Raw genomic sequence first — 20,116 nt, forward strand, 5'->3', positions numbered from 1 at the left:
ACAACAAGAGAGAGCGGCACAGCGATTCCTGTAAAACATGGAACCGCTCTCAGTGCGAGGCATCGGCCATGTCCAATTCACCTCCCGGCACCGTTCTGCCCGGGCTGAGGTTCAAGCAGCGTTTTCCGCTGCTATCCCTCATTATCGAGCGTTGCGTGCTCAGCATCATTTTGCTGTTTGCCGTCTCGGTCCTTATCTTCGGCGGGCTCGAGGCCCTGCCCGGCGATTTTGCAACCACTTATCTCGGCCAGTCGGCAACGCCGCAGGCGGTCGCGAATATCCGCGAGGAGCTTGGCCTCAATCGGCCCGTCGTCACCCGCTATGTCGAATGGCTCGGCAATGCCGTCAAGGGCGATTTCGGCACCTCCTGGGCCAGCAAGAATTCGGTTGGCGAGCAAATAGGCAAGCGGCTCGGCAATTCGCTGTTTCTAGCCGGCTTTGCGGCGTTGATTTCGGTGCCGCTGGCGGTTTGCCTAGGCATGCTCGCCGTCCATTTCAGGAACCGAATGCCTGATAAGATCATCAATGTCATCTCGCTGGCGGCAATCTCTCTGCCGGAATTCTTCATCGGCTATCTCCTCATCATGTTCTTCTCGGTCAAATTCGGTATCGCGACTTTTCCGGCCACAGTTTTCGACGGCATGGGCTTCGTCGATCGGCTGAAGGCAATCGCGCTTCCGACCGCAACTCTGGTCCTTGTCGTACTCGCTCACATGATGCGCATGACGCGGGCGGCCATTCTCTCCGTCATGTCTTCGGCCTATATGGAAACGGCGGAATTGAAGGGGCTCTCCGCCTTCCGCGCCATCGTCAAGCACGCCGCCCCCAATGCGCTGGCACCGATCATCAATGTGATCGCGCTGAACCTCGCCTATCTCATCGTCGGCGTCGTCGTCGTCGAAGTTGTCTTCGTCTATCCGGGCATGGGCCAGTACATGGTCGATGCGGTGACGGTGCGGGATATGCCTGTCGTCCAGGCCTGCGGCCTGATCTTCGCCGCCGTCTACATCTTCCTCAACATGACGGCCGATATTCTCGCCATCATCGCCAACCCCCGTCTGAGGCATCCGCGATGAGATTGAGAGACATTCCCATCACCGCCTGGGTCGGCATGACAGGTATTCTGATCGCCTTTATCTGCGCGATCTTCGCGCCCTGGATCGCCCCTTTCGGCGAGACGGAAGTCGTCGGCAACGTCTGGCAGCCGGCCGATGCGCAATATTTTTTCGGTCTCGACAATCTCGGCCGCGATATCCTCTCGCGTCTGATCTATGGCACCCGCACGACGCTCTTCGTCGCACTGGCGGCAACGATCATCTCCTTCTCGCTCGGCATCATCCTCAGCTTTACCGCCGCCGTCTCGCGCGGATGGATCGACACGATCTTTTCGCGCTTTAACGACTTGATGATGTCGATCCCGACGCTGATCTTCGCGCTCGTGGTGCTCGCCGTCCTGCCGCAGAACCTGATCGTGCTGATCCTCGTCATGGCCATCCTCGATTCCACCCGCGTCTATCGTCTCGGCCGCGCCGTGGCGCTCGATGTCGCAGTCATGGAATTCGTCGAAGCCGCTAAGCTGCGCGGCGAAGGCAAGATCTGGATCATCTTCCGCGAGATCCTACCGAATACGCTGTCGCCGCTGCTAGCGGAATTCGGACTGCGCTTTGCCTTCTCGATCCTGTTTCTCTCCACCCTATCCTTCCTCGGCCTCGGCATTCAGCCGCCATCGGCCGATTGGGGCGGAATGGTGAAGGACAACAAGGACGGCATCATCTTCGGCATTTCAGCCGCGCTCGTGCCGGGTTCCGCCATTGCGGCGCTGGCAATCTGTGTCAATCTGGTGGTCGACTGGCTTTTAAGGCGCACCTCCAGCCTCAAAGGAGGGCGTGGCGATGCCTGAGCTTCTTTCCGTCCGTAATCTCAAGATAGAGGCAACCAGCTATCCGCCGGGCGAGCCGCCGAAACGCGTCACCATCGTCGATGGCGTTTCCTTCGACTTGCAGAAAGGCAAGGTGCTCGGGCTGATCGGCGAGTCCGGTGCCGGCAAGTCCACCATCGGCCTTTCCGCCCTCGCCTACGGCCGTGGCGGCGCCGAGATTACCGGCGGCCAGGTGCTGCTCGACGGCACCGACATCCTGCCGCTCGGCAAGTCCGGCATCCGCCGGATCCGCGGGGCACGGGTCTGCTACGTCGCGCAATCGGCAGCGGCCGCCTTCAATCCGGCGCATCGGCTGGGCGATCAGGTCATCGAAGCAACGGTGAAGCATGGCCTGATGACGAAGGAGGAGGCAAGAAAGCGCGCCCTCTATCTCTTCCGCGTGCTTGGCCTTCCCAATCCTGAAACCTTCGGGGACCGCTATCCGCATCAGGTTTCCGGCGGCCAGCTGCAGCGCGCCATGACCGCCATGGCGCTCTGCTCCAATCCGGAATTGATCGTCTTCGACGAACCGACAACCGCGCTTGATGTCACCACGCAGATCGATGTGCTGGCAGCGATCAAGCACGCCATTGAGGAGACACATACCGCTGCGCTCTACATCACCCATGACCTTGCCGTCGTTGCCCAGATTTCCGACGACATCATGGTGCTAAGGCACGGCAAGACGGTGGAATATGGCAGCGTCCAGCAGATCATCGAGGAGCCGCAACAGGACTATACCCACGCTCTCGTCAACGTCCGCCAGGAGATACGTGCAGAAGCCGCCGATCAGACGAGCGCACTTTTAAAAGTGGAAAATATCAGCGCACAATATTCGAATGGTTTCAAAGTATTGCACGATGTTTCTCTACACGTTCCTAAAGGCCAAACGCTAGCGGTCGTCGGCGAGTCTGGTTCCGGAAAATCGACGCTTGCCCGCGTCATCACCGGCCTGCTGCCGCCTAGCGACGGGCGGATTTCCTTTGACGGCAAGCCGCTGACGCCTGCCTTGAAAGACCGCTCGCGGCAGGAGCTGCGACGTATCCAGCTGATCTACCAGATGGCGGATACCGCAATGAACCCGCGTCAGACCGTCCGCGATATCATCGGCCGTCCATTGACCTTCTACGATGGCCTGCATGGTGCAGCAAAGACCGCACGCGTGAAGGAACTGCTCGATCAGATCGAGATGAGCAACGGTTTCATCGACCGCTATCCGGCCGAGCTATCGGGCGGCCAGAAACAGCGTGTCGCCATCGCGCGTGCGCTCGCAGCCAAGCCAGAACTCATACTCTGCGACGAGCCGACCTCGGCGCTCGATCCGCTGGTTGCCGAAGGCATTCTGAAACTGCTCCTGAAGCTGCAGGAAGAGTCGCATCTCTCCTACGTCTTCATCACCCATGACATCGCCATCGTGCGCGCCATCGCCGATAGCGTCGCGGTGATGCATCGTGGCAAGCTCGTTCGCTTCGGCCCGAAATCGCAAGCGCTGTCCCCGCCCTTCGACGATTACACCGACTTGCTGCTGAAATCCGTTCCCGAAATGGAGATCGGCTGGCTGGAGCGCGTGCTGACGACGCGGAAGATGGAGAGCGCCGGAAATTGAAAGCTCAGCGCGTCAGGCGCGCGCTGAGTTCGCGGGCGAGCGTACCGGCGTTACGGCCGACAATCATGCTCTGGTGGTTGCCGGCAACATCGACCCAGTTCGCATGCGCAAGAAAACGCCCCCATATGGTCTTGGGATCGCAATCGACCGGTGAGCCCTGCAGGCTGCGGTAGAAGGTCAGCTCGCCGTCATAACGGCTCGGTTTATAAAGACCCTTCATACGCAGGAGTTGTCTGGCAGCCGCATCGTAGAGCGGCGGATAATCGCCCATCCATTGCGGCGCCAGCTCCGGATAATAGGCCGAATGCGGATCGGCGTAACGGAAAGAAAGGGGCTTCAGTTTTTTTGCGAGGAGTTCTCGTCGCTCGATAACCGACCTGCTGGCCTGAGCCGATGCTTGACGGCGTGGCTGAGAATCGGCTTTCCGCAGGTTCTTCTTTCTGGTTCGGGCTCGCCTCCAGCGTTGCCACATGAACCTGCCCCAGATCATCAGCGGCCACTCCTGCTCGCCAAACGGGGTATCCAGCATGCCAAGGAATGCAATTCTTTGCCCCTGCGCTCTCAGGGCGCGAGCAAGCTCCAAGGCAAAAACACCGCCAAACGAATAACCGAGCAATCGATATGGCTCGCTGATCCCTGCTGCCTGCAGCGCTCTCAGCGTGCTTTGGACCTCGTCTTCCACCGTTGCCGGATATCGACGATCGCGATTGAAGGCCGTCAACGCAACGCCAAGGATCGGTCCTGGAAAGCGAATTTCCTTGATCAATTGCTGCATTTCCAGGAAGCAGCTTGCTCCGCCGGCAAATAGCAGCAACGGCGCCGCGCCCTCCCCGCCACGGAGCTCTATGATTTTCGGAGAGACTGAGAGGTCTTCGTGATTGGAAATTGCAAGGCCGAGGGCATCGAGGGTGCGATGGCGATAGAAGACATTGACATCCAGCTCCTCCCCGGTTTCGCTCCACAAGCGCTTGATGAAATTCAAGACCCGGTTGACTGAAACAGCATCGGGAATGTCAGCGTCGCGGTCCAAATTAATCTTTGCTTCTTGGCGAAGCAGATCGTTGATATAGGCACACGCGCTGGGATCTGCATCCATTCTCGCAGAGAAAAGCATCTAGGCATCCCCAAAATGTCAAAGTATGCGTCACTAAACGATATGATGACTGCTATTCTTATAAAGCGATCCTTAATATATTCCGTAGAAGCACAACTTTTTCTTGCATCTTGGGTTTTTCGCTGTTGAGCACCCGCGAAGGCTAACAAAGCCCTTCGGCAATCGGTGTCGTCAATACTCGGCTGGCACCGCATACACTTCGGCCGAGGGATCCGTAAGAAACGAGCGTACCGTCGGCGGCAATTGCCGCGATGACAGCGGCAGCGGTCCGCAGCGCGACAGAAGTTCTCGCAGATCAGGCTCGGCACCCACATGCCGCCAGATCATCCGCGAGGCATAGGGGAGGTTTTCCTTTCGCCAGGAAACTCCCATTGTCGTCCCGCGCAGATAGACGCGCTGATACTCGTCGAAGGGCAGAAGGATCGTCTGCGACAGTATGGGATTCGGGCCGACGACACGCTCGGTGATGAAGATGCGGTTTCGATAGAAGGCTGCCAAACCCACATATTTGGAAAATTGCTGAATGCCGTTTCCTGGGTCCCGCAGGCGCTCCATCGACTTGACGTGCACGAGCCCGCCCCGCTCGATAAGACGACTGCAGGAACAGACGACCATTCCCGGCCAGGATGGCGACCGATGATAGGTCTGGAAATAGCCGATATGACGTCGGAGCGCGGCCAGATCTCCGGGGAACGCCTTTAACAAATCGGAGCTTTGATTGAGGTCCAGGGCCGGTTTGCGAAGCCGCTCGCGAAAGAGCCTGGGAGCGAGATCAAAGTCGGCTGCATCGAGATCGAAATACTTGGCGATGCGCGCCAGATTGTGAGCAGACGGTTTCGTCTGGCCATTGATATAGCGGTTGAATTGTTGCCGGTTGATATCGATTGCACGGCATAGATGCGAAATGGAACGCTGCGTTGCGCAGGCAATTTTGAGGTTCTCCACCAGGTGAGGCATGGGTAGCTCCCTATTCAAGACTGCTAGCGTAAACTTGCTTAAAGATGCGTCAAGTCGCGAAATTGCGTGGGCTGAGCCGGCCTCTACGTTCTCACCTACAAAATGGAAACGAGGGAACTGTCATGACGCAACAAAAAGATCAATCTTCTCAGCTGAATATAGGCCGCCGCCACTTCCTCGGCGGGGCAGCCGCGCTGGGTGCATTGCCGGCCCTCACCTCCGGCCTTCTAATGCCCCGCGATGCCCAAGCACAGGAAGCGAAGCGTGGTGGTCATCTGAAACTCGGCCTCAAGGGCGGCGCCACCAGCGATGCGCTCGACCCGGCAACCTATAGTGCCTCCGTCTTGTTCGTCATTGGCCGCCTCTGGGGCGATACGCTCCTCGAATCCGATCCGAAGACCGGCGCTCCCTTGCCCTCGCTGGCAACCTCCTGGACGCCCTCGGCTGACGCTTCCGTCTGGACCTTCAAGATCCGCAACGACGTGCAGTTTCACGACGGCAGCAAGATGACGGTCGCCGACATTGTCGCGACATTGAAGCGGCATGCGGACAAGAATTCGCAGTCGGGTGCTCTTGGGCTTATGGCCTCGATCACCGGCATCGAAGAAAAGGCGGGCGATCTCGTCCTCACGCTTTCCGAGGGCAATGCGGATCTGCCTCTGCTTTTGACCGATTACCACCTGATCATCCAGCCGAAGGGCGGCGTCGACAAGCCGGCGGCGGCCGTCGGCACCGGCCCTTACATTCTGAAGAGCTTCGAGCCGGGTGTTCGCGCCACCTTCGAGAAGAACCCTAGGGATTGGCGTTCTGACCGGGGCTTCGTCGACAGCGTCGAAATCCTCGTCATCAACGACAACACCGCCCGCATTGCAGCGCTCGCCTCCGGTCAGGTTCATTTCGTCAACAATGTCGACCCGAAGACCGTGCCGATGCTGCAGCGGGCACCGACCGTCGAGATCGTCCGCAATGCCGGCAAGGGCTTCTACTGCTTCCTGATGCATTGCGACACGGCGCCCTTCGACAACGCCGATCTTCGGCTCGCGCTGAAATATGCGATCGATCGCCAGTCGATCCTCGACAAGGTTCTGGGCGGCTACGGGACGATCGGCAATGACTATCCGGTCAATTCCAACTACGCGCTCGCGCCGACCGATATCGAACAGCGCCCCTATGATCCAGACAAGGCCGCCTTCCACTTCAAGAAATCGGGTCTCGACCGCCCCGTTCAGCTGCTGACGTCAGACGCAGCCTTTCCAGGCGCGGTGGATGCGGCAATCCTGTTCCAGCAAAGCGCGCGCAAGGCCGGTATCACGATCGACGTGAAGCGCGAACCGGAAGACGGCTACTGGACCAATGTCTGGAACAAGCAGCCTTTCTGCGCATCCTTCTGGGGCGGCCGTCCTACGCAGGATTCGCGCTACTCCACCTCCTATCTGTCAACCGCCGAGTGGAACGATACGCGCTTCAAGCGCCCCGACTTCGACAAGTTGGTGCTGCAGGCGCGATCCGAGCTCGATGAAGCCAAACGCAAGGTGCTTTATCGACAGCTGGCAGTGATGGTGCGAGACGATGGTGGCCTGATTTTGCCCGTCTTCAACGACTACATCATGGCCTCTTCGAAGACGCTGAAGGGATATGTCGACGATATCGGCAACGATATGTCCAATGGCTACATCGGCAGCCGTGTATGGTTTAATGCCTAAACCTCTTCTGGATATATGATCATGGCCGAGCGCAGCTTCACCACCATCGAAAATCAATGGATCACCCTGAAGGACGGAACGCGGCTTGCCGCGCGCATATGGATGCCGGAAGGGGCGGAGAGCGATCCCGTGCCTGCCGTTTTCGAGTTCCTGCCCTACCGCAAGCGCGACGGAACAAGCCCGCGTGATGAATCTACCTACCCGATCTTTGCCGCAGCCGGGATTGCCGGCGTGCGTGTCGATATCAGAGGCTCCGGCGAATCCAGCGGCGTCATCGATGGCGAATATACAGAGCTCGAGCTTGCGAACGCCTGCGAGCTGATTGCCTGGATCGCAGCGCAGCCCTGGTCGAACGGCTCGGTCGGCATGATGGGCATTTCCTGGGGCGGTTTCAACTGCCTGCAGGTCGCAGCCCTGAAGCCCCCGGCGCTGAAGGCTGTCATTTCGATCGCCTCCACGGTCGATCGATATAACGACGATATCCACTACAAGAACGGCTGCCATCTCTCCGCCCAACTCTCCTGGGCGGCGACCATGCTCGGCTATCAATCGCGCTCACCCGACCCGGCCATCGTTGGCGACGACTGGCGCGATATGTGGCTGGAGCGCCTGGAACAGGAACCCTTCTTCATGGAAGAATGGCTCCAGCACCAGCGTCGTGACGATTTCTGGCGGCATGGCTCGATCTGCGAAGATTTTGCAGGCTTCGATATCCCCGCCATCGTCATCGCCGGCTGGGCTGACGGTTATCGCAACACGCCGCTGCTGGCGGTCGAAGGGCTCGGGGACAAGGCGAAGGCGCTGATTGGCCCATGGGTTCACAAATATCCGCATTTCGCCTGGCCGAAGCCGCGGGTCGATTTTCATGGAGAAGCGATTGCGTGGTGGAACCGTTGGCTGCGCGATGAACGCAACGGCGCCGAGGCCATGCCATCGGTGCGCGCCTATATTCTCGATGCCATAAAGCCCGCCAAACGCCGCGATTTCGACCCCGGCTTCTGGATCGCGAAGCAAGAATGGCAGCAGCCCGAGATGCAGTGCTTCTATGTCGAGCAATTCGGCACACTGATGGAAGGCATGCCAATCCCGCACGCACCGGAACATCCCGTCTATCTGCGCTCGCCGCTCGACACGGGTACGGCCTCGGGCGAATGGTTCACCCTGAAGCCGGATGCGGAAATGGCGATCGATCAACGCGTCGACGATGCCGGCTCGCTGACCTTCCAAACCGCGCCGCTGATCGAGGATCACGACTATCTCGGCCGCCCCGTCGTCACCTTGACGCTCAGATGCGACGCCGAAACCGCCAATCTCTGCGCAAGGCTCGTCGATATCCATCCGGACGGCACGGCAACGCGCGTTTCCTTCGGCGTGCTCAACCTCGCCCATCGCAACGGCAATGCCGCGCCGGAGCCGCTGATTAAGGGTCAGCAGGTCAGAGTGACAGTGACGCTCGATGCCTGCGGCTATCGTTTCCGCAAAGGGCACCGCATCCGCTTGTCGCTGTCGACAGCCTATTGGCCGATGGTGCTGCCGCCACCGGAAGATCCGGGCCTGACGATCGACATCGCCTCCATCGGCCTTGCTTTGCCCAAGCTCGGTGCGCATGAGATCATCGACATCAAGCAGCCCGACAATCCCGATCCGTTGCCGAAATATATCGAACACGCACCAGGCTCGACGAAGCGGCAGGTGGTTCGTGATCTCTCAGCCGGCGTCACCCGCTATGAAATTCATGAGGATACCGGCCTCTCCGAACATCCCGGCACCGGACTTTCCACGCGGCAGCTGCGCGAAGAGGTCTGGTCGATCGCGCCGGACGATCCGCTATCGATGACAGGCATCTCGACATGGACCTGCGACATGAGCCGCCCCGGCTGGTTCGTCCGCACAGTGGCGACATCGTCCCTATCCTGCACGGCAAAGGACTGGGTAATCAGCGCCTCGGTCGTCGCCTATGAGGGCGAGACCGAAATCTTCCGGAAGACCTTCGAGGAGAAACGTATCGCCCGCGACCTGATGTAGTTCAGCGCGACCCTGCAAACCGGCTTGCCGCTGCGCAGATGGCGGCAAAGCCGGCCCGCGCACCTTCGCTCATATGCCGTGCCCGCAGCCAGGCATGCACCATCTGCGGCTCCTCACGGAACCAGACCTCGATCCCTGCCTGCGCGAGCCGAGCCGCATAATTGCGCCCATCGTCGCGCAGCGGATCATAATGAGCGACGGTGATGAACGCGGGAGGAAGGCCGGCCATGGTGGCTAAGGCAAGCGGTTCTGCGACCGGATCGCCTTCTGGCGCCTGCAGAACGGTGCGGTAATAGGCGACATCGGCCGTCGTCAGGCCCGGCGCCTCGGCCATCTCCTCATAGGAGCCGGAGACGAGATCGCCGCCGAGCGCGGGATAGATCAGAATCTGGCCGACAACTCCCGAAAGCCCCTCCGCTTGCGCCCGCACCGCCAGCCCTGCCGCCAGATTACCGCCGGCGCTGTCGCCGATCAGCACGACCGGCTTCTTCTCGGCGAGCAGCTGCTTGAGGACGTTGAAACAATCATCCGTCTGGGCGGGCCAGCGATATTCCGGCGCCAGCCGGTAATCGACCGAGACCAGTTCCGCGCCGGCATGATCGGCAATCTCGGCGCAGATCGCATGATGGCTCTCGAGCGAACCGACAACGAAGCCGCCACCATGGAGATAGAGAAGCTTCGTTGTCGTACGGATATTGGCGGGCTTGTAACGCCTGACGGGAATCGTTCCGGATACAAGATCATCCGCGGTCTGCATGCCCTCCGGTAAAGGGCGATCGAAACGAGCGCAAAGCGCGTCATACCATTGGCGCTGCTGTGCAATGGAGGCCGTTACCGCATCCGGCGGATAGAAGGACTCACAGATCTCCATGAACTGCAGGATGCCGGCTTCGCTCGGCATGGGACGCTCAACAGAGGTCATCGGATATCCTCGATTCGTGCCAGTGCATCGACAGTACGCGGCAATGCAACTGAACACTTATCTGCCGACGGCCAGCACCGCCGCTATGGCGACATCTGCCTGATTACGCCGAGTTCAATCGGCGGCAAATACGCTGCCCGACAGTAGGGGAAAACCCGTCGGCATCTGCATACATTGCGCGTTGGACCAGGTGAGCGCTGCAAGCGCAAGAGCCGCGCCAATCACAAGCCGAAGCATGATATTTCCCCATCCGTGCTGCTGCCATCGCGAGGTCAGTTGCGTCGCGAGGCATTCGATCGTTAGGACGTGCCGTGGAAGCGGCAGGGTTCCATCTATATTGACCTCGTGAGGCTGACTTATGGCAAGAGTTGATTGCCTGCGAGCGATCCGCTCGGTGCTGGCCGGCCGCGGGGTCGGCATCTTCACCTTGCGTGATATTGCTCGTCCGTCACATGCTCCAGCCAGTCCACCACCTTGCCGTCAAGGTGTTCCTGGATGGCGATATGGGTCATGGCTGTCGTCGGCGAAGCACCGTGCCAGTGCTTCTCATTCGGTTCGAACCAGACGACGTCGCCGGGGCGGATCTCCTCGACCGGGCCGCCTTCGCGCTGAACGAGACCCAGGCCAGCGGTGACAATCAAGGTCTGGCCGCGCGGGTGGGTATGCCATGCCGTCCTCGCACTAGGTTCAAACGTGACGCTGCTCGCTGCGGCGCGCCGCGCGTCATTAGCCACAAAGACCGGGTCGATCCGGACTGTACCGGTGAACCAGTCCGAAGGGCCTTTGCCGGAGGGCTGCGCACCGTTCCTCGTGATATCCATGATGACCATCCTTTCCTGCGATGAACCGTGACGGCTCCGCTGCATGAGGGCAATCTAGCCTGCAATTGACAAAGCGGTAGAGGGCCATCGTCGTATAGACTTATGAATTGGAGCGATAAATGTCGTTCCCGCCAGACTTACGACGCCATCAAGGTGCGGATGCTGCGATCTGCCGATTGCAGCAGCGCGAAAGCTTCGTAACGCCGTTCATGCAACGCCCTGATGGTACCATCCGCCGGCTCGAACCTCTTCGCCAGCCGTGACATGGCAGCCATGGCTCCCACAAGCGAGCCGCAATGGCCGCCGGCCGTGGCGCCGAGCATGGCCGCACCGAGCAAAACGGGTTCCTCCGTATCGGCGACAGCGACCGGCCTGCCGGTCGTATCCGCCAAAAGCTGACGTACCAATCCGCTCTGGGCAGCCCCGCCGCTGGCGATGATGAGATCGCAGGCAATGCCGTCCTGAGCCAGCTTTTCGAGCAGCTGCTTGAGGCCATAGCCGATGCCGCAAAGGCCGGCGACATAGAGCGCGACAAGATCATCGATACCGGTTTCCAGCCCGAGGCCGGAGATGACGGCGCGAGCGTTGGGATCGGCATAGGGCGAACGATTGCCGAGGAATTCCGGCACGACTTGAATGGACAGCGCGAGCTTCACGGCGTCGGACGCATTCTTGACCGCCTTCATGGCCTGCCGGTCAAGCCAGGCGACGAGCGACAAGTCTTCCGCTTCGGCCCTGGCACGCGCCTCACCACTTGCCGGATGCATGGTAACGAGATGATCGATCGCCGCCCCTGCCGCAGATTGCCCGCCTTCGGTCAACCAGAGGCCAGGCACCATGGCAGAATAATAAGGTCCCCAAACGCCATCGACGAAGACAGCGTCATCACTCGACGCCATCGAACAGGCGGAGGTGCCGAAGATATAGGCGAGCCTGTGCCGGACATTGGCTTTGCCGTCCGCTCCCTGCCCGCCGAGCGTCCCGACGCCGCCCGCATGGGCATCGATCAGCGACGCGCCGACCGGCGTACCAACGATGAGGCCAAGATCGCCGGCGGCAGCGTCGTTCAAGCCGCCACCGAGTGCCGTACCCGGCTCGACGATCTCGGTGCCGATCCGCACAAAGCCTTCGTCGGCCAACTCACCAAGGCCGATATCCTTGAAATATTGCGCATCCCAGCGCTTCTCGTGGGCGAGATAGGTCCATTTGCATGTCACCGTGCACACGGATCTCTGCAGCGAGCCGGTCGCGCGCCAGGTCAGATAGTCGGCAAGATCGAAGAAATGATCCGTTGCCGCGAAGGATTGCGGTAGGTTTCGCTTCAGCCACAGGAGCTTCGGCGTCTCCATCTCGGGCGAGATCCGGCCGCCGACATAGCGCAGCACGGCATGATTGCCGGAATTGATCTCCGCCGCCTCGCCGGCCGCACGATGATCCATCCAGACGATGATATTGCGATTGGCATAGCCCGATGGTCCGACAGCCACGGGTTGGCCATCCGCCTTGACGGCGACCAGTGAACAGGTTGCATCGAAGCCGATGCCCGAAACGTCACCGGCCGCTATCTTTGCCGTTGCAACAGCCTCTTTGACGCTGTCGCAGACGGCTCTCCATATCTGCTCGCTCGACTGCTCGACGATGCTGCCGGCCTCGTGCCAGATGGTAATCGGCCGCTTGGCGGCGGCGAGCAGATGGCCATGCGCATCGAAAACCCCGGCCCGGGCGCTGCCGGTGCCGACATCGATGCCGATGAAATAAGGTGCCGTCATCAGAGATCCGTACTCAAAGGCAGGATCACCAGATCCCGGATTACGATGTTCCGCGGCCTCGATAGCATGAAGAGCACCGCTTCCGCCACTTCCGTCGCCTCCATGAGGCCGCCCGCGGCAATCGCTTCGTCAAGCTTTGCCTGTGGCCAATCGCTGATCAGCGCCGTTACCACCGGCCCCGGCGCCACGGCACCGACGCGGATACCGTGCTTGGCGACCTGACGACGAACCGTATGCGTGAAGGCCTGAACGGCATGCTTGGATGCCGTATAGATCGGCTCCCACACCACCGGCACCAGACCGGCGATCGAGCTGGTCATGATGATATCGCCGGTCTTGCGCTCGATCATGTGGGGCAGCACCATTCGGACGGACCGGAACGCCGCGTTGATATTCAGATCCAGCATCCGGTCCCAGGAATCGGGATCGCCTTCCGCCACCTCGCCGCCGATATAGGCGCCGGCATTGGCATGGAAGATATCAAGCTTACCGAACTTGCCAAGAATCTGCGGCATCATCGCCGCTACGCTCTCGGGGTTCAGAAGATCGACGACGACGGGAAAGGCGTTCGGCCCCAGTTCTGCACAAAGGCTTTTCAGGCTGTCTTCGGCCCGGTCGACGAGGGCGACGCTGGCGCCCTCGTTCAATAGCGATTTGGCGCATTCCAGGCCAATTCCAGAGGCAGCCCCGGTGATGGCGGCGACCTTGCCGGCAAAATCCTGTCTCATAACAATCCTTACCTTCTTGAAGAAATCAGCCGCGCCCATGCGAGGCGCGGGAACGACGGGCGAGCGAGTCGACGATGACGGCAATGGCAAGAACTGCGCCTGTGATCATGTAGCGAAGCGCCGACGACAGATCGAGCATGGTGAGGCCGCTGGCGATCGACTGGATGACGATGATGCCGAGCAGGGCCGAATAGGCGCTGCCGCGGCCGCCGAAGAGGCTGGTGCCGCCGATGACGGCCGCCGCAATCGCATTCAGATTGACGTCGCCTGTACCCGCCTGCTGGCTGGCCGAGGCGAGACGTGCCGCCGCTAGCACGCCGCCAAGCGCCGCAAACATGGCGCAAAGCACGAAGGCGCTGGTATAGATCCTGCGTACGTTGATACCGGCGCGGCGCGCTGCCTCGCGATTGCCGCCGACGGCGGACATCGACCGGCCCCATTGCGTGCGCGTCAACGCGTAGTCCATGACGATAACAAGCACCACGAACAAGGCAAACATCCAGGGAACGCCACGATCCTGATTGAGGTAGAAGGCGACGAACTCTAGGGCCACGGTGATGACAGCCGCCTTCGCCAGCAGGCCGCCGACGGAGGGCGCGGAGAGGTTCGCCTGCCTGCGTCGCCGCACAGTGCCCAAGCCGGTCGCCAGCAGAACCACACCCGGAATAAGCGCGAAGAGATACGCAAGCGGTCGAGGAATGACGAGGAGCTGGCCGAAATTTACGATCGCCGAGCCATAGGGCAGATTGATCGAGCCGGTGGCGCCAAGCAGATAGAGCTGCATGCCGAGCACGGCGAGAAGACCTGCCAATGTGGCAACGAAGCTCGGCATGCCCAAGCGGTTGAACAGCACGGCATAGATCACGCCAATCACACCGCCGACGACCAGCGCCGCCAGGATCGCCAACGCCACCGGCCAACCCTCATTGACCCAGAGCATGCCGACCATGGCCGAGGCGAAGCCGCTGATCGAGCCGACCGAAAGGTCGATCTCGCCGACCATCAGTACGCAGACGATGCCCAGCGAAATGATGCCGACGGTCGAGGCGTCGAACAGCAGGTTGGCGAGGTTGTTGCTGGAAAGGAAGGTCGGGTTCAGCGTGCCGAACACCGTCCAGATTATGACGAGGCCGACGACGACGGGCAACGAGCCCAAGTCGCCGGAGCGCACCTTGTCGATGGAGGAGCGAATAGTCGCGCCAAGCCCGGTATCATGGTTAACGCGGACGTCACTGCGATCGAGCAGCATGGTCGATTGCTTGCTGTCCTGGCTCATGGCTGGCCCCCTTCTCTCAATTCCTGCTGGGCCTGACGCCGCCCTGCGCGTCGCGACACGGCGTTTTCCGTGGCTCCGGTGATGGCGCTGACGAGTTCCTGGTTCGAGGCATCTGGATAGAAGATGCCGTTGTTGCGGCCGAGGCGTAGCACGACGATACGGTCGGCGACGGCGCGCACATCCTCCATATTGTGGCTGATCATGATGACGCCGAGCCCCTTGTCGCGGACGCGCTCGATGAGGTTCAGCACTTCGGCGGTTTGTGCGACGCCGAGCGCTGCGGTAGGCTCGTCGAGCATGATGAGCTTCGGCTCGAGCAGCAGTGAACGGGCGATCGCCACCGTCTGCCGCTGGCCGCCCGAAAGCGATGCGATGGGGATGCGCACGCTCGGGATGCGCGCCGCGAGCTCATTCAGCAGCGTCCAGGCGCGAACCTCCATTGCGGTTTCGTCGAGCTTCATCGGGCTCAGCTCCCGGCCGAGAAAGATGTTGGCGACGACATCGAGGTTTTCGCAAAGGGCGAGATCCTGAAAGACCGTGGCGATACCGAGATCAAGTGCCGTTGCGGGGTCGCTGAGCGTCACCTGCTTGCCGCGGAATGTAATCGTGCCTGAACTCGGCTGATGGACGCCGGCCAGAACCTTGACGAGCGTCGATTTGCCGGCACCGTTGTCGCCGACAAGCGCCACGACTTCACCGGCATGCACATCGAGGTTGATATCCGTCAGTGCCGAGACGGCGCCGAAGTGTTTGGAGATCCCTTTGAGGCTGAGCACAAGCTCGCCGGACGGGGCTCTATGATCGGAAGCGTCACTCATGACTCGCCACCTTCTCGGGTTGAAATGCTATCGGATGCGTTTGCCTCCGGCCGGCGAAGCGGCCGGAGACTGGGAGGCGCAGCCTTAGCTGCCGATACCGAGCTTCTTGCAGCCATCGGCATAACGGTCGTTGCAGAGCTGTTCCGGCGTCTGGATCGGCTTGCCGTTGACCGTCTTGTCGATGATCTCGGCCTTCAGATTTTCTTGCGTGACCAGGGCCGGCGTGAAGAGCTTGGTCGGCGTGTCGAAGAGCTTCGTGTCGGCCTTCGGCGTCTCGCCGGAGAGCAGCTCGATCGCAACATTGGCGGCAGCTGCGGCAACGATCTCGCTCGGCTTGGAGATCGTATTATATTGATCGCCGGAAATGATGAGCTGCAGGCCGGCGATGGTCGCGTCGTTGCCCGTTACCGGCGGTACCGGATCGTAGCCGGCAGCCTTGAAGGCGGCGACAGCTGCGCCACCCGTGCCGTCATTGGCGGCGACGACGCCGAGGATCTTCTTGCCGAAGCGCGTGATCTGACCGCTTGCCCATTGCTGCGCCTTCGGCGGCGCCCATTCCGGCGTGTCAAATTCGGCGAGCACCGGATAGCCGCCGTCGGCGAGACCGGCATGAATGCCCTTCTTGATGAGGCCGGCGGCAGCATCCGTCGGCGAGCCGTTGATCTCAAGAAGGCCGCCATCGCCAGCCTTCACGCCCTTCGCCTTCAGATGATCGACCAGCGACTTGGCGATCATTTTGCCGATCTCTTCATTGTTGAAGGAGACATAATAGTCGGCAGCAGCCGACGGGATCGGACGGTCATAGGCAATGACACGCACGCCCTGGCTCTGCGCGAGCTTCACCAATGAGGCGGCGGCCGTCGAGTCTACCGGGTCGAGCACGATGGCTTTTGCGCCCTGCGAGATCGCCGAATTGAACTGCTGCTGCTGACGCGAGGCATCGCCATTGGCGTTCTGATAGATGACCTTGCAGCCGGCGCAGAGCTTCTTCATCTCCGCCTGGAAGCCGGGGAAATCGTGCTCCTCATAGCGTGTCGAGCTCTGGTCAGGCATCAGAAAGGCGACGGTCGCGTCCGTCACTTTGGTCGATTGCGCGAAGGCGGAAGTGCCGGCCAGAAGACCGACCGCAAGCGCAGCGCCTGCGATTTTCAGTGCGAAATGGTTCATTGGAATTTCTCCGTTCCAAATGGTAATAGTTTCCCTCGATCATCACGGCTGTCCGCACGCGATGCTCTTGTTTGGTGGTTCGCCGAGAGCGGTCATGTGACCGACGCGGCGGCAATTTCGGACAAGCTTTCTCCTTCGGACGGCAAAGGCGCCTGCCCGTTCGCTTGCCCTGAATTTTGTCTCTCCTCCCTGTCCTCCCTTGTGTTAGGCGGCCTCCACCGCGCGTGCGTGCTGTGCCAAGAGCGACCTGAACCGGGAGGGCGCCATGCCCTTCTGATCCAGAAAACGCCGATTGAAGTTCGAGATATTGTTGAAGCCTGCCGCAAAGCAGATGTCGGTGATCGTCATCTCGGCCTTGCTCATGAGCAGATGGCAGGCAAAGTTGATGCGCAGCCGATTGACATACTGAACCAGCGCCATACCGGTATGGCGGCGGAAGCTGCGCGAAAAGGCGCTCGGGCTCTGACCGGTCAATTCGGCCAGATCGCATTCGCTGAATGGCTCGGTCAGATGCGCATTGATGTAAGCCAGCGCCTGATTGACGCCCGCCGACATGAAGCCGGATGGGTCCGGCTGATAGCCGGCGCTGGCGAGCGTACGCGTGCCCTCGGCACGGCTCATCGCATCGAGAATATTCATGAAGAGTTCGATGCGGCGGATACCTGATGCCTCGACCAGTTCGCCAAGGATCGGGCCCACGATTGTCGCAGTCTCGGGCGTGAAGAGCGCACCGCGGCGGCTCGTCTCCAATATGCCGGCGCAAGCCGATAGTTCGGGGAAGACCTTACTCGCATCGGCAAAGAAGGATTCGGAAAATTGCAGGACGCGGCAGCGCAGCGGCAGGGTGACACCGGCAGGCACGTCGCTCACCCAATTATGCGGGAGGTTCGGTCCTGTCAGCACTAGATTGCCGGGCTCGAACTCGCCGATAAAGTCGCCGATAAAATATTGACCCGTTGTCGCGACGACATGATGGATTTCGTATTCGGGATGGAAATGCCAACGCACCGTGCGGTAGGGATAGCCGTGCTCCCACGCTTTGAAGGATTCTCCGCTGCCGATTGCGACCACTTCCAAATCGGGATTCATCGGCAAACCTCCTTTCGTCCGTCCGCATTCGTTACGGTTACGGCGCCTCCTCCCAGAGGCCATCGCATCTTTTATGTGGTAACCCTACCCCTCATAGCCGCTTGCCGCTACTACGCCTTGTACGTCCAACCGATACTTTTTTGACATCAAAGGTGGCCTGTTTGGTCAAATGTGCAGTGCGACATAGCCAGCCGCGTCGCGAGACCCGTATCAGCCCGAAAGCGGGATCAATCGAGATCGTCGCGAATACAGGCCTTGAACTGCCCCGGCGCAATCTCCCGCAATTGCGGAACCGTCGTCGCGCAGGCCTCGAGCGCGAAGGGACAGCGCGTGCGGAAGACGCAGCCACTCGGCGGATTTGCCGGGCTTGGAATATCGCCCTTCAGGATTTGCCGGTCGCGCCTACTGTCCGGGTCCGGTGAGGGAATGGCCGAGAGCAGCGCGCGCGTATAGGGGTGGCGTGGCCGGGCATACAGATCAGCGCTTGCAGCAATCTCCATGATCCGCCCGAGATAAAGCACAATGACGCGATCACAGAGATATTCGACAACGGCAAGATCATGAGAGATGAACAGCATGGTAAGCGCGAGGCGCTGCTGTAGGCCGCGCAGCAGGTTGATGACCTGCGCCTGAATGGAGACATCCAGTGCCGAGACGGGTTCGTCGGCGACCAGAAATTCCGGCCCGAGCGCAAGCGCGCGCGCAATGCCGATCCGCTGGCGCTGGCCGCCTGAGAATTCATGGGCATAGCGATTGATCGCGTCCGCCGGCAAATCCACCTGTTCGAGCGCCGCGCGTGCCCGATCCAGCCGATCGATACGGCTGCCGATACGCTGGATCTTCAGCCCCTCGTACAGGATCTCGCCGATGGTCATGCGCGGCGACAGGCTGGCGAAGGGATCCTGAAAAATATACTGCATGCGCGGTCGCATGCGCCTCAGATCGCCGGCGTCGAGCCTGGTCATTTCCGTGCCGTCGAAGCGCACGCTGCCGGCCGATGGCTCGATCAATCGCAGGATAGACCTGCCGATCGTCGTCTTGCCGCTGCCGGACTCTCCCACGAGCCCCACCACTTCGCCTTTTCCGATATCGAAGGAGATATCACGAAGGATGGAAATCCTTGCGCCGCGGGACACATAGTCCTTGGCAAGATCGCGAACGGAGACGAGCGCTTCGGTCATCTAAATCTCCCGCCAGCGGATGCAGCCGCTCGCATGGCTTGCATCGACAGCATCGAGAGGCGGCACCGCCGCGCCGCAAGCCTGGATCGCGTGGGCACAACGCGGCGCGAAGGCGCAGCCGGATGGCATGCGCGTCAGGCTGGGTACCACACCGGGAATAGCGTATAGCGGCTCGCCTGCCTGCCGCATCCGTGTCGCCTCGCCGAGCCGCGGCATGGAGGCCAAAAGGCCGCGAGTATAGGGATGCCTCGGATTGCGGAACACTGTTTCCGTCGGCCCTTCCTCGACAATCCGGCCGGCATACATGACGGCGACGCGATCGGCGATCTCCGCCACGACACCGAGATTATGCGTGACGAACAGGATTGCCATTCCGCGCTCCCGCTGCAGCCGCTGGAGGAGATCGAGGATCTGCGCCTGTATCGTGACGTCGAGCGCCGTCGTCGGCTCGTCAGCGATCAGCAGCACCGGATCGCAGGCAAGCGCCATGGCAATGGTCGCGCGCTGCCGCATGCCGCCGGATAGTTCATGCGGATATTGCCTGACGCGGCGTTGCGCATCGGGAATTCCGACGCTTTCCAACAGCGCGATCGCCTCACGCATCGCGGTAGCACGATCTGCCCGCCGATGAATGCGGATCGGCTCGGCAATCTGATCACCGATGGTCAGGACCGGATTAAGGCTCGACATCGGCTCCTGAAATATCATGCCGATATCGCCGCCGCGGACCTCACGCATACGCCGATTATCCAGCGTGGCGAGATCGCTAACGATGCCTTGCCTGTCCCGCAACCGGATGCTGCCAGCTGCGATCTTCCCGACATTGCGCGTCAGAAGCCGCATCACCGAGAGACTCGTCACCGACTTGCCCGAACCGGACTCACCCACCAGCGCCAGCGTCTCGCCGGCATCGATGGTCAGGTCGATATCTCTGACAGCGGTCAACTCGCCGCCGCGGGTACGGAAGACGGTCCTGAGCCCCCTGATATCGAGAACGGGTTGGGCAGCCGGCGCTATCATAC

General features: G+C 60.7%; 18 protein-coding genes. 5 read left to right on the top strand and 13 right to left on the bottom strand.

From position 1 onward, the window contains the following. The first annotated feature begins 68 nt into the window (after positions 1–68). Genes GDN47_RS28400 through GDN47_RS28410 form a run of 3 tightly spaced genes read left to right on the top strand, consistent with a single transcriptional unit; the run spans position 69 to position 3,524 of the window. Positions 69–1,076, top strand: coding sequence for an ABC transporter permease (locus GDN47_RS28400; protein ID WP_113351101.1), 1,008 nt, complete (start codon positions 69–71; stop codon positions 1,074–1,076). Continuing rightward, a complete protein-coding gene (locus tag GDN47_RS28405) occupies positions 1,073–1,900 on the top strand; it encodes an ABC transporter permease (protein ID WP_152094724.1) in 828 nt (275 codons plus the stop codon). The genes GDN47_RS28400 and GDN47_RS28405 overlap by 4 nt, the downstream gene beginning before the upstream one ends. Further along, the gene (locus GDN47_RS28410) at positions 1,893–3,524 is read left to right on the top strand and encodes an ABC transporter ATP-binding protein (RefSeq protein WP_152094725.1); all 1,632 of its coding nucleotides are present in this window, start codon (positions 1,893–1,895) and stop codon (positions 3,522–3,524) included. The genes GDN47_RS28405 and GDN47_RS28410 overlap by 8 nt, the downstream gene beginning before the upstream one ends. 4 nt (positions 3,525–3,528) lie before the next feature. Here GDN47_RS28410 and GDN47_RS28415 read toward each other — a convergent pair whose 3' ends face one another. Both GDN47_RS28415 and GDN47_RS28420 read right to left on the bottom strand, forming a co-directional pair. Continuing rightward, positions 3,529–4,554 carry a thioesterase domain-containing protein gene (locus GDN47_RS28415; RefSeq protein ID WP_233790168.1) on the bottom strand — a complete coding sequence of 342 codons (1,026 nt, stop codon included), beginning with the start codon at positions 4,552–4,554 and terminating at the stop codon, positions 3,529–3,531. A gap of 255 nt (positions 4,555–4,809) precedes the next feature. Continuing rightward, positions 4,810–5,595: a helix-turn-helix domain-containing protein gene (locus GDN47_RS28420; RefSeq protein ID WP_145317951.1), complete on the bottom strand. Its 786-nt coding sequence runs from the start codon at positions 5,593–5,595 to the stop codon at positions 4,810–4,812. Between the two features lie 122 nt (positions 5,596–5,717). Here GDN47_RS28420 and GDN47_RS28425 point away from each other — a divergent pair, with 122 nt between their 5' ends. Together GDN47_RS28425 and GDN47_RS28430 are read left to right on the top strand one after the other, a co-directional pair. Further along, a complete protein-coding gene (locus tag GDN47_RS28425) occupies positions 5,718–7,298 on the top strand; it encodes an ABC transporter substrate-binding protein (protein ID WP_152094727.1) in 1,581 nt (526 codons plus the stop codon). 21 nt (positions 7,299–7,319) lie between these two features. Next, positions 7,320–9,323 (top strand): CocE/NonD family hydrolase, encoded by a 2,004-nt coding sequence (locus GDN47_RS28430; protein ID WP_152094728.1) that lies wholly within the window; start codon positions 7,320–7,322, stop codon positions 9,321–9,323. A gap of 1 nt (position 9,324) precedes the next feature. Here GDN47_RS28430 and GDN47_RS28435 read toward each other — a convergent pair whose 3' ends face one another. From GDN47_RS28435 to GDN47_RS28480, 11 genes are all read right to left on the bottom strand, one after another. Then, positions 9,325–10,245: an alpha/beta hydrolase gene (locus tag GDN47_RS28435; RefSeq protein ID WP_152094729.1), complete on the bottom strand. Its 921-nt coding sequence runs from the start codon at positions 10,243–10,245 to the stop codon at positions 9,325–9,327. Positions 10,246–10,359: 114 nt separating this feature from the next. Further along, positions 10,360–10,482: a hypothetical protein gene (locus tag GDN47_RS32635; protein WP_267904843.1), complete on the bottom strand. Its 123-nt coding sequence runs from the start codon at positions 10,480–10,482 to the stop codon at positions 10,360–10,362. Positions 10,483–10,667: 185 nt separating this feature from the next. Continuing rightward, a complete protein-coding gene (locus GDN47_RS28440) occupies positions 10,668–11,069 on the bottom strand; it encodes a (R)-mandelonitrile lyase (protein WP_152094738.1) in 402 nt (133 codons plus the stop codon). Positions 11,070–11,203: 134 nt separating this feature from the next. Continuing rightward, positions 11,204–12,835 carry an FGGY-family carbohydrate kinase gene (locus GDN47_RS28445; protein ID WP_152094730.1) on the bottom strand — a complete coding sequence of 544 codons (1,632 nt, stop codon included), beginning with the start codon at positions 12,833–12,835 and terminating at the stop codon, positions 11,204–11,206. Further along, the gene (locus tag GDN47_RS28450) at positions 12,835–13,563 is read right to left on the bottom strand and encodes an SDR family oxidoreductase (protein ID WP_152094731.1); all 729 of its coding nucleotides are present in this window, start codon (positions 13,561–13,563) and stop codon (positions 12,835–12,837) included. Before GDN47_RS28450 ends, GDN47_RS28445 begins: the two co-directional genes overlap by 1 nt. A gap of 25 nt (positions 13,564–13,588) precedes the next feature. Continuing rightward, positions 13,589–14,839, bottom strand: a complete 1,251-nt coding sequence (locus GDN47_RS28455; protein WP_113332737.1) for a sugar ABC transporter permease — start codon at positions 14,837–14,839, stop codon at positions 13,589–13,591. Then, the gene (locus GDN47_RS28460; protein WP_112724449.1) at positions 14,836–15,657 is read right to left on the bottom strand and encodes an ATP-binding cassette domain-containing protein; all 822 of its coding nucleotides are present in this window, start codon (positions 15,655–15,657) and stop codon (positions 14,836–14,838) included. Before GDN47_RS28460 ends, GDN47_RS28455 begins: the two co-directional genes overlap by 4 nt. An 84-nt stretch (positions 15,658–15,741) precedes the next feature. Then, entirely contained in the window at positions 15,742–16,824 is a 1,083-nt protein-coding gene (locus tag GDN47_RS28465) for an ABC transporter substrate-binding protein (protein WP_152094732.1), read from the bottom strand. 204 nt (positions 16,825–17,028) lie between these two features. Next, entirely contained in the window at positions 17,029–17,913 is an 885-nt protein-coding gene (locus GDN47_RS28470; protein ID WP_152094733.1) for an AraC family transcriptional regulator, read from the bottom strand. A gap of 227 nt (positions 17,914–18,140) precedes the next feature. Continuing rightward, the gene (locus tag GDN47_RS28475; RefSeq protein ID WP_152094734.1) at positions 18,141–19,094 is read right to left on the bottom strand and encodes an ABC transporter ATP-binding protein; all 954 of its coding nucleotides are present in this window, start codon (positions 19,092–19,094) and stop codon (positions 18,141–18,143) included. Further along, entirely contained in the window at positions 19,095–20,114 is a 1,020-nt protein-coding gene (locus tag GDN47_RS28480; protein WP_173002592.1) for an ABC transporter ATP-binding protein, read from the bottom strand. Between the last annotated feature and the right edge of the window lie 2 nt (positions 20,115–20,116).

Origin of the sequence: Martinezella dioscoreae (genome assembly GCF_009176305.1) — a bacterium.
In the GTDB taxonomy this organism is placed as follows: domain Bacteria; phylum Pseudomonadota; class Alphaproteobacteria; order Rhizobiales; family Rhizobiaceae; genus Rhizobium; species Rhizobium dioscoreae.

Coding starts and splice junctions, on each gene's coding strand:
- GDN47_RS28420 (WP_145317951.1), bottom strand. CDS start 5,595: ATGCCTCACCTGGTGGAGAACCTCAAAATTGCCTGCGCAACGCAGCGT.
- GDN47_RS28455 (WP_113332737.1), bottom strand. CDS start 14,839: ATGAGCCAGGACAGCAAGCAATCGACCATGCTGCTCGATCGCAGTGAC.
- GDN47_RS28465 (WP_152094732.1), bottom strand. CDS start 16,824: ATGAACCATTTCGCACTGAAAATCGCAGGCGCTGCGCTTGCGGTCGGT.
- GDN47_RS32635 (WP_267904843.1), bottom strand. CDS start 10,482: ATGCTTCGGCTTGTGATTGGCGCGGCTCTTGCGCTTGCAGCGCTCACC.
- GDN47_RS28450 (WP_152094731.1), bottom strand. CDS start 13,563: ATGAGACAGGATTTTGCCGGCAAGGTCGCCGCCATCACCGGGGCTGCC.
- GDN47_RS28470 (WP_152094733.1), bottom strand. CDS start 17,913: ATGAATCCCGATTTGGAAGTGGTCGCAATCGGCAGCGGAGAATCCTTC.
- GDN47_RS28435 (WP_152094729.1), bottom strand. CDS start 10,245: ATGACCTCTGTTGAGCGTCCCATGCCGAGCGAAGCCGGCATCCTGCAG.
- GDN47_RS28445 (WP_152094730.1), bottom strand. CDS start 12,835: ATGACGGCACCTTATTTCATCGGCATCGATGTCGGCACCGGCAGCGCC.
- GDN47_RS28475 (WP_152094734.1), bottom strand. CDS start 19,094: ATGACCGAAGCGCTCGTCTCCGTTCGCGATCTTGCCAAGGACTATGTG.
- GDN47_RS28400 (WP_113351101.1), top strand. CDS start 69: ATGTCCAATTCACCTCCCGGCACCGTTCTGCCCGGGCTGAGGTTCAAG.
- GDN47_RS28425 (WP_152094727.1), top strand. CDS start 5,718: ATGACGCAACAAAAAGATCAATCTTCTCAGCTGAATATAGGCCGCCGC.
- GDN47_RS28480 (WP_173002592.1), bottom strand. CDS start 20,114: ATGATAGCGCCGGCTGCCCAACCCGTTCTCGATATCAGGGGGCTCAGG.
- GDN47_RS28405 (WP_152094724.1), top strand. CDS start 1,073: ATGAGATTGAGAGACATTCCCATCACCGCCTGGGTCGGCATGACAGGT.
- GDN47_RS28430 (WP_152094728.1), top strand. CDS start 7,320: ATGGCCGAGCGCAGCTTCACCACCATCGAAAATCAATGGATCACCCTG.
- GDN47_RS28460 (WP_112724449.1), bottom strand. CDS start 15,657: ATGAGTGACGCTTCCGATCATAGAGCCCCGTCCGGCGAGCTTGTGCTC.
- GDN47_RS28410 (WP_152094725.1), top strand. CDS start 1,893: ATGCCTGAGCTTCTTTCCGTCCGTAATCTCAAGATAGAGGCAACCAGC.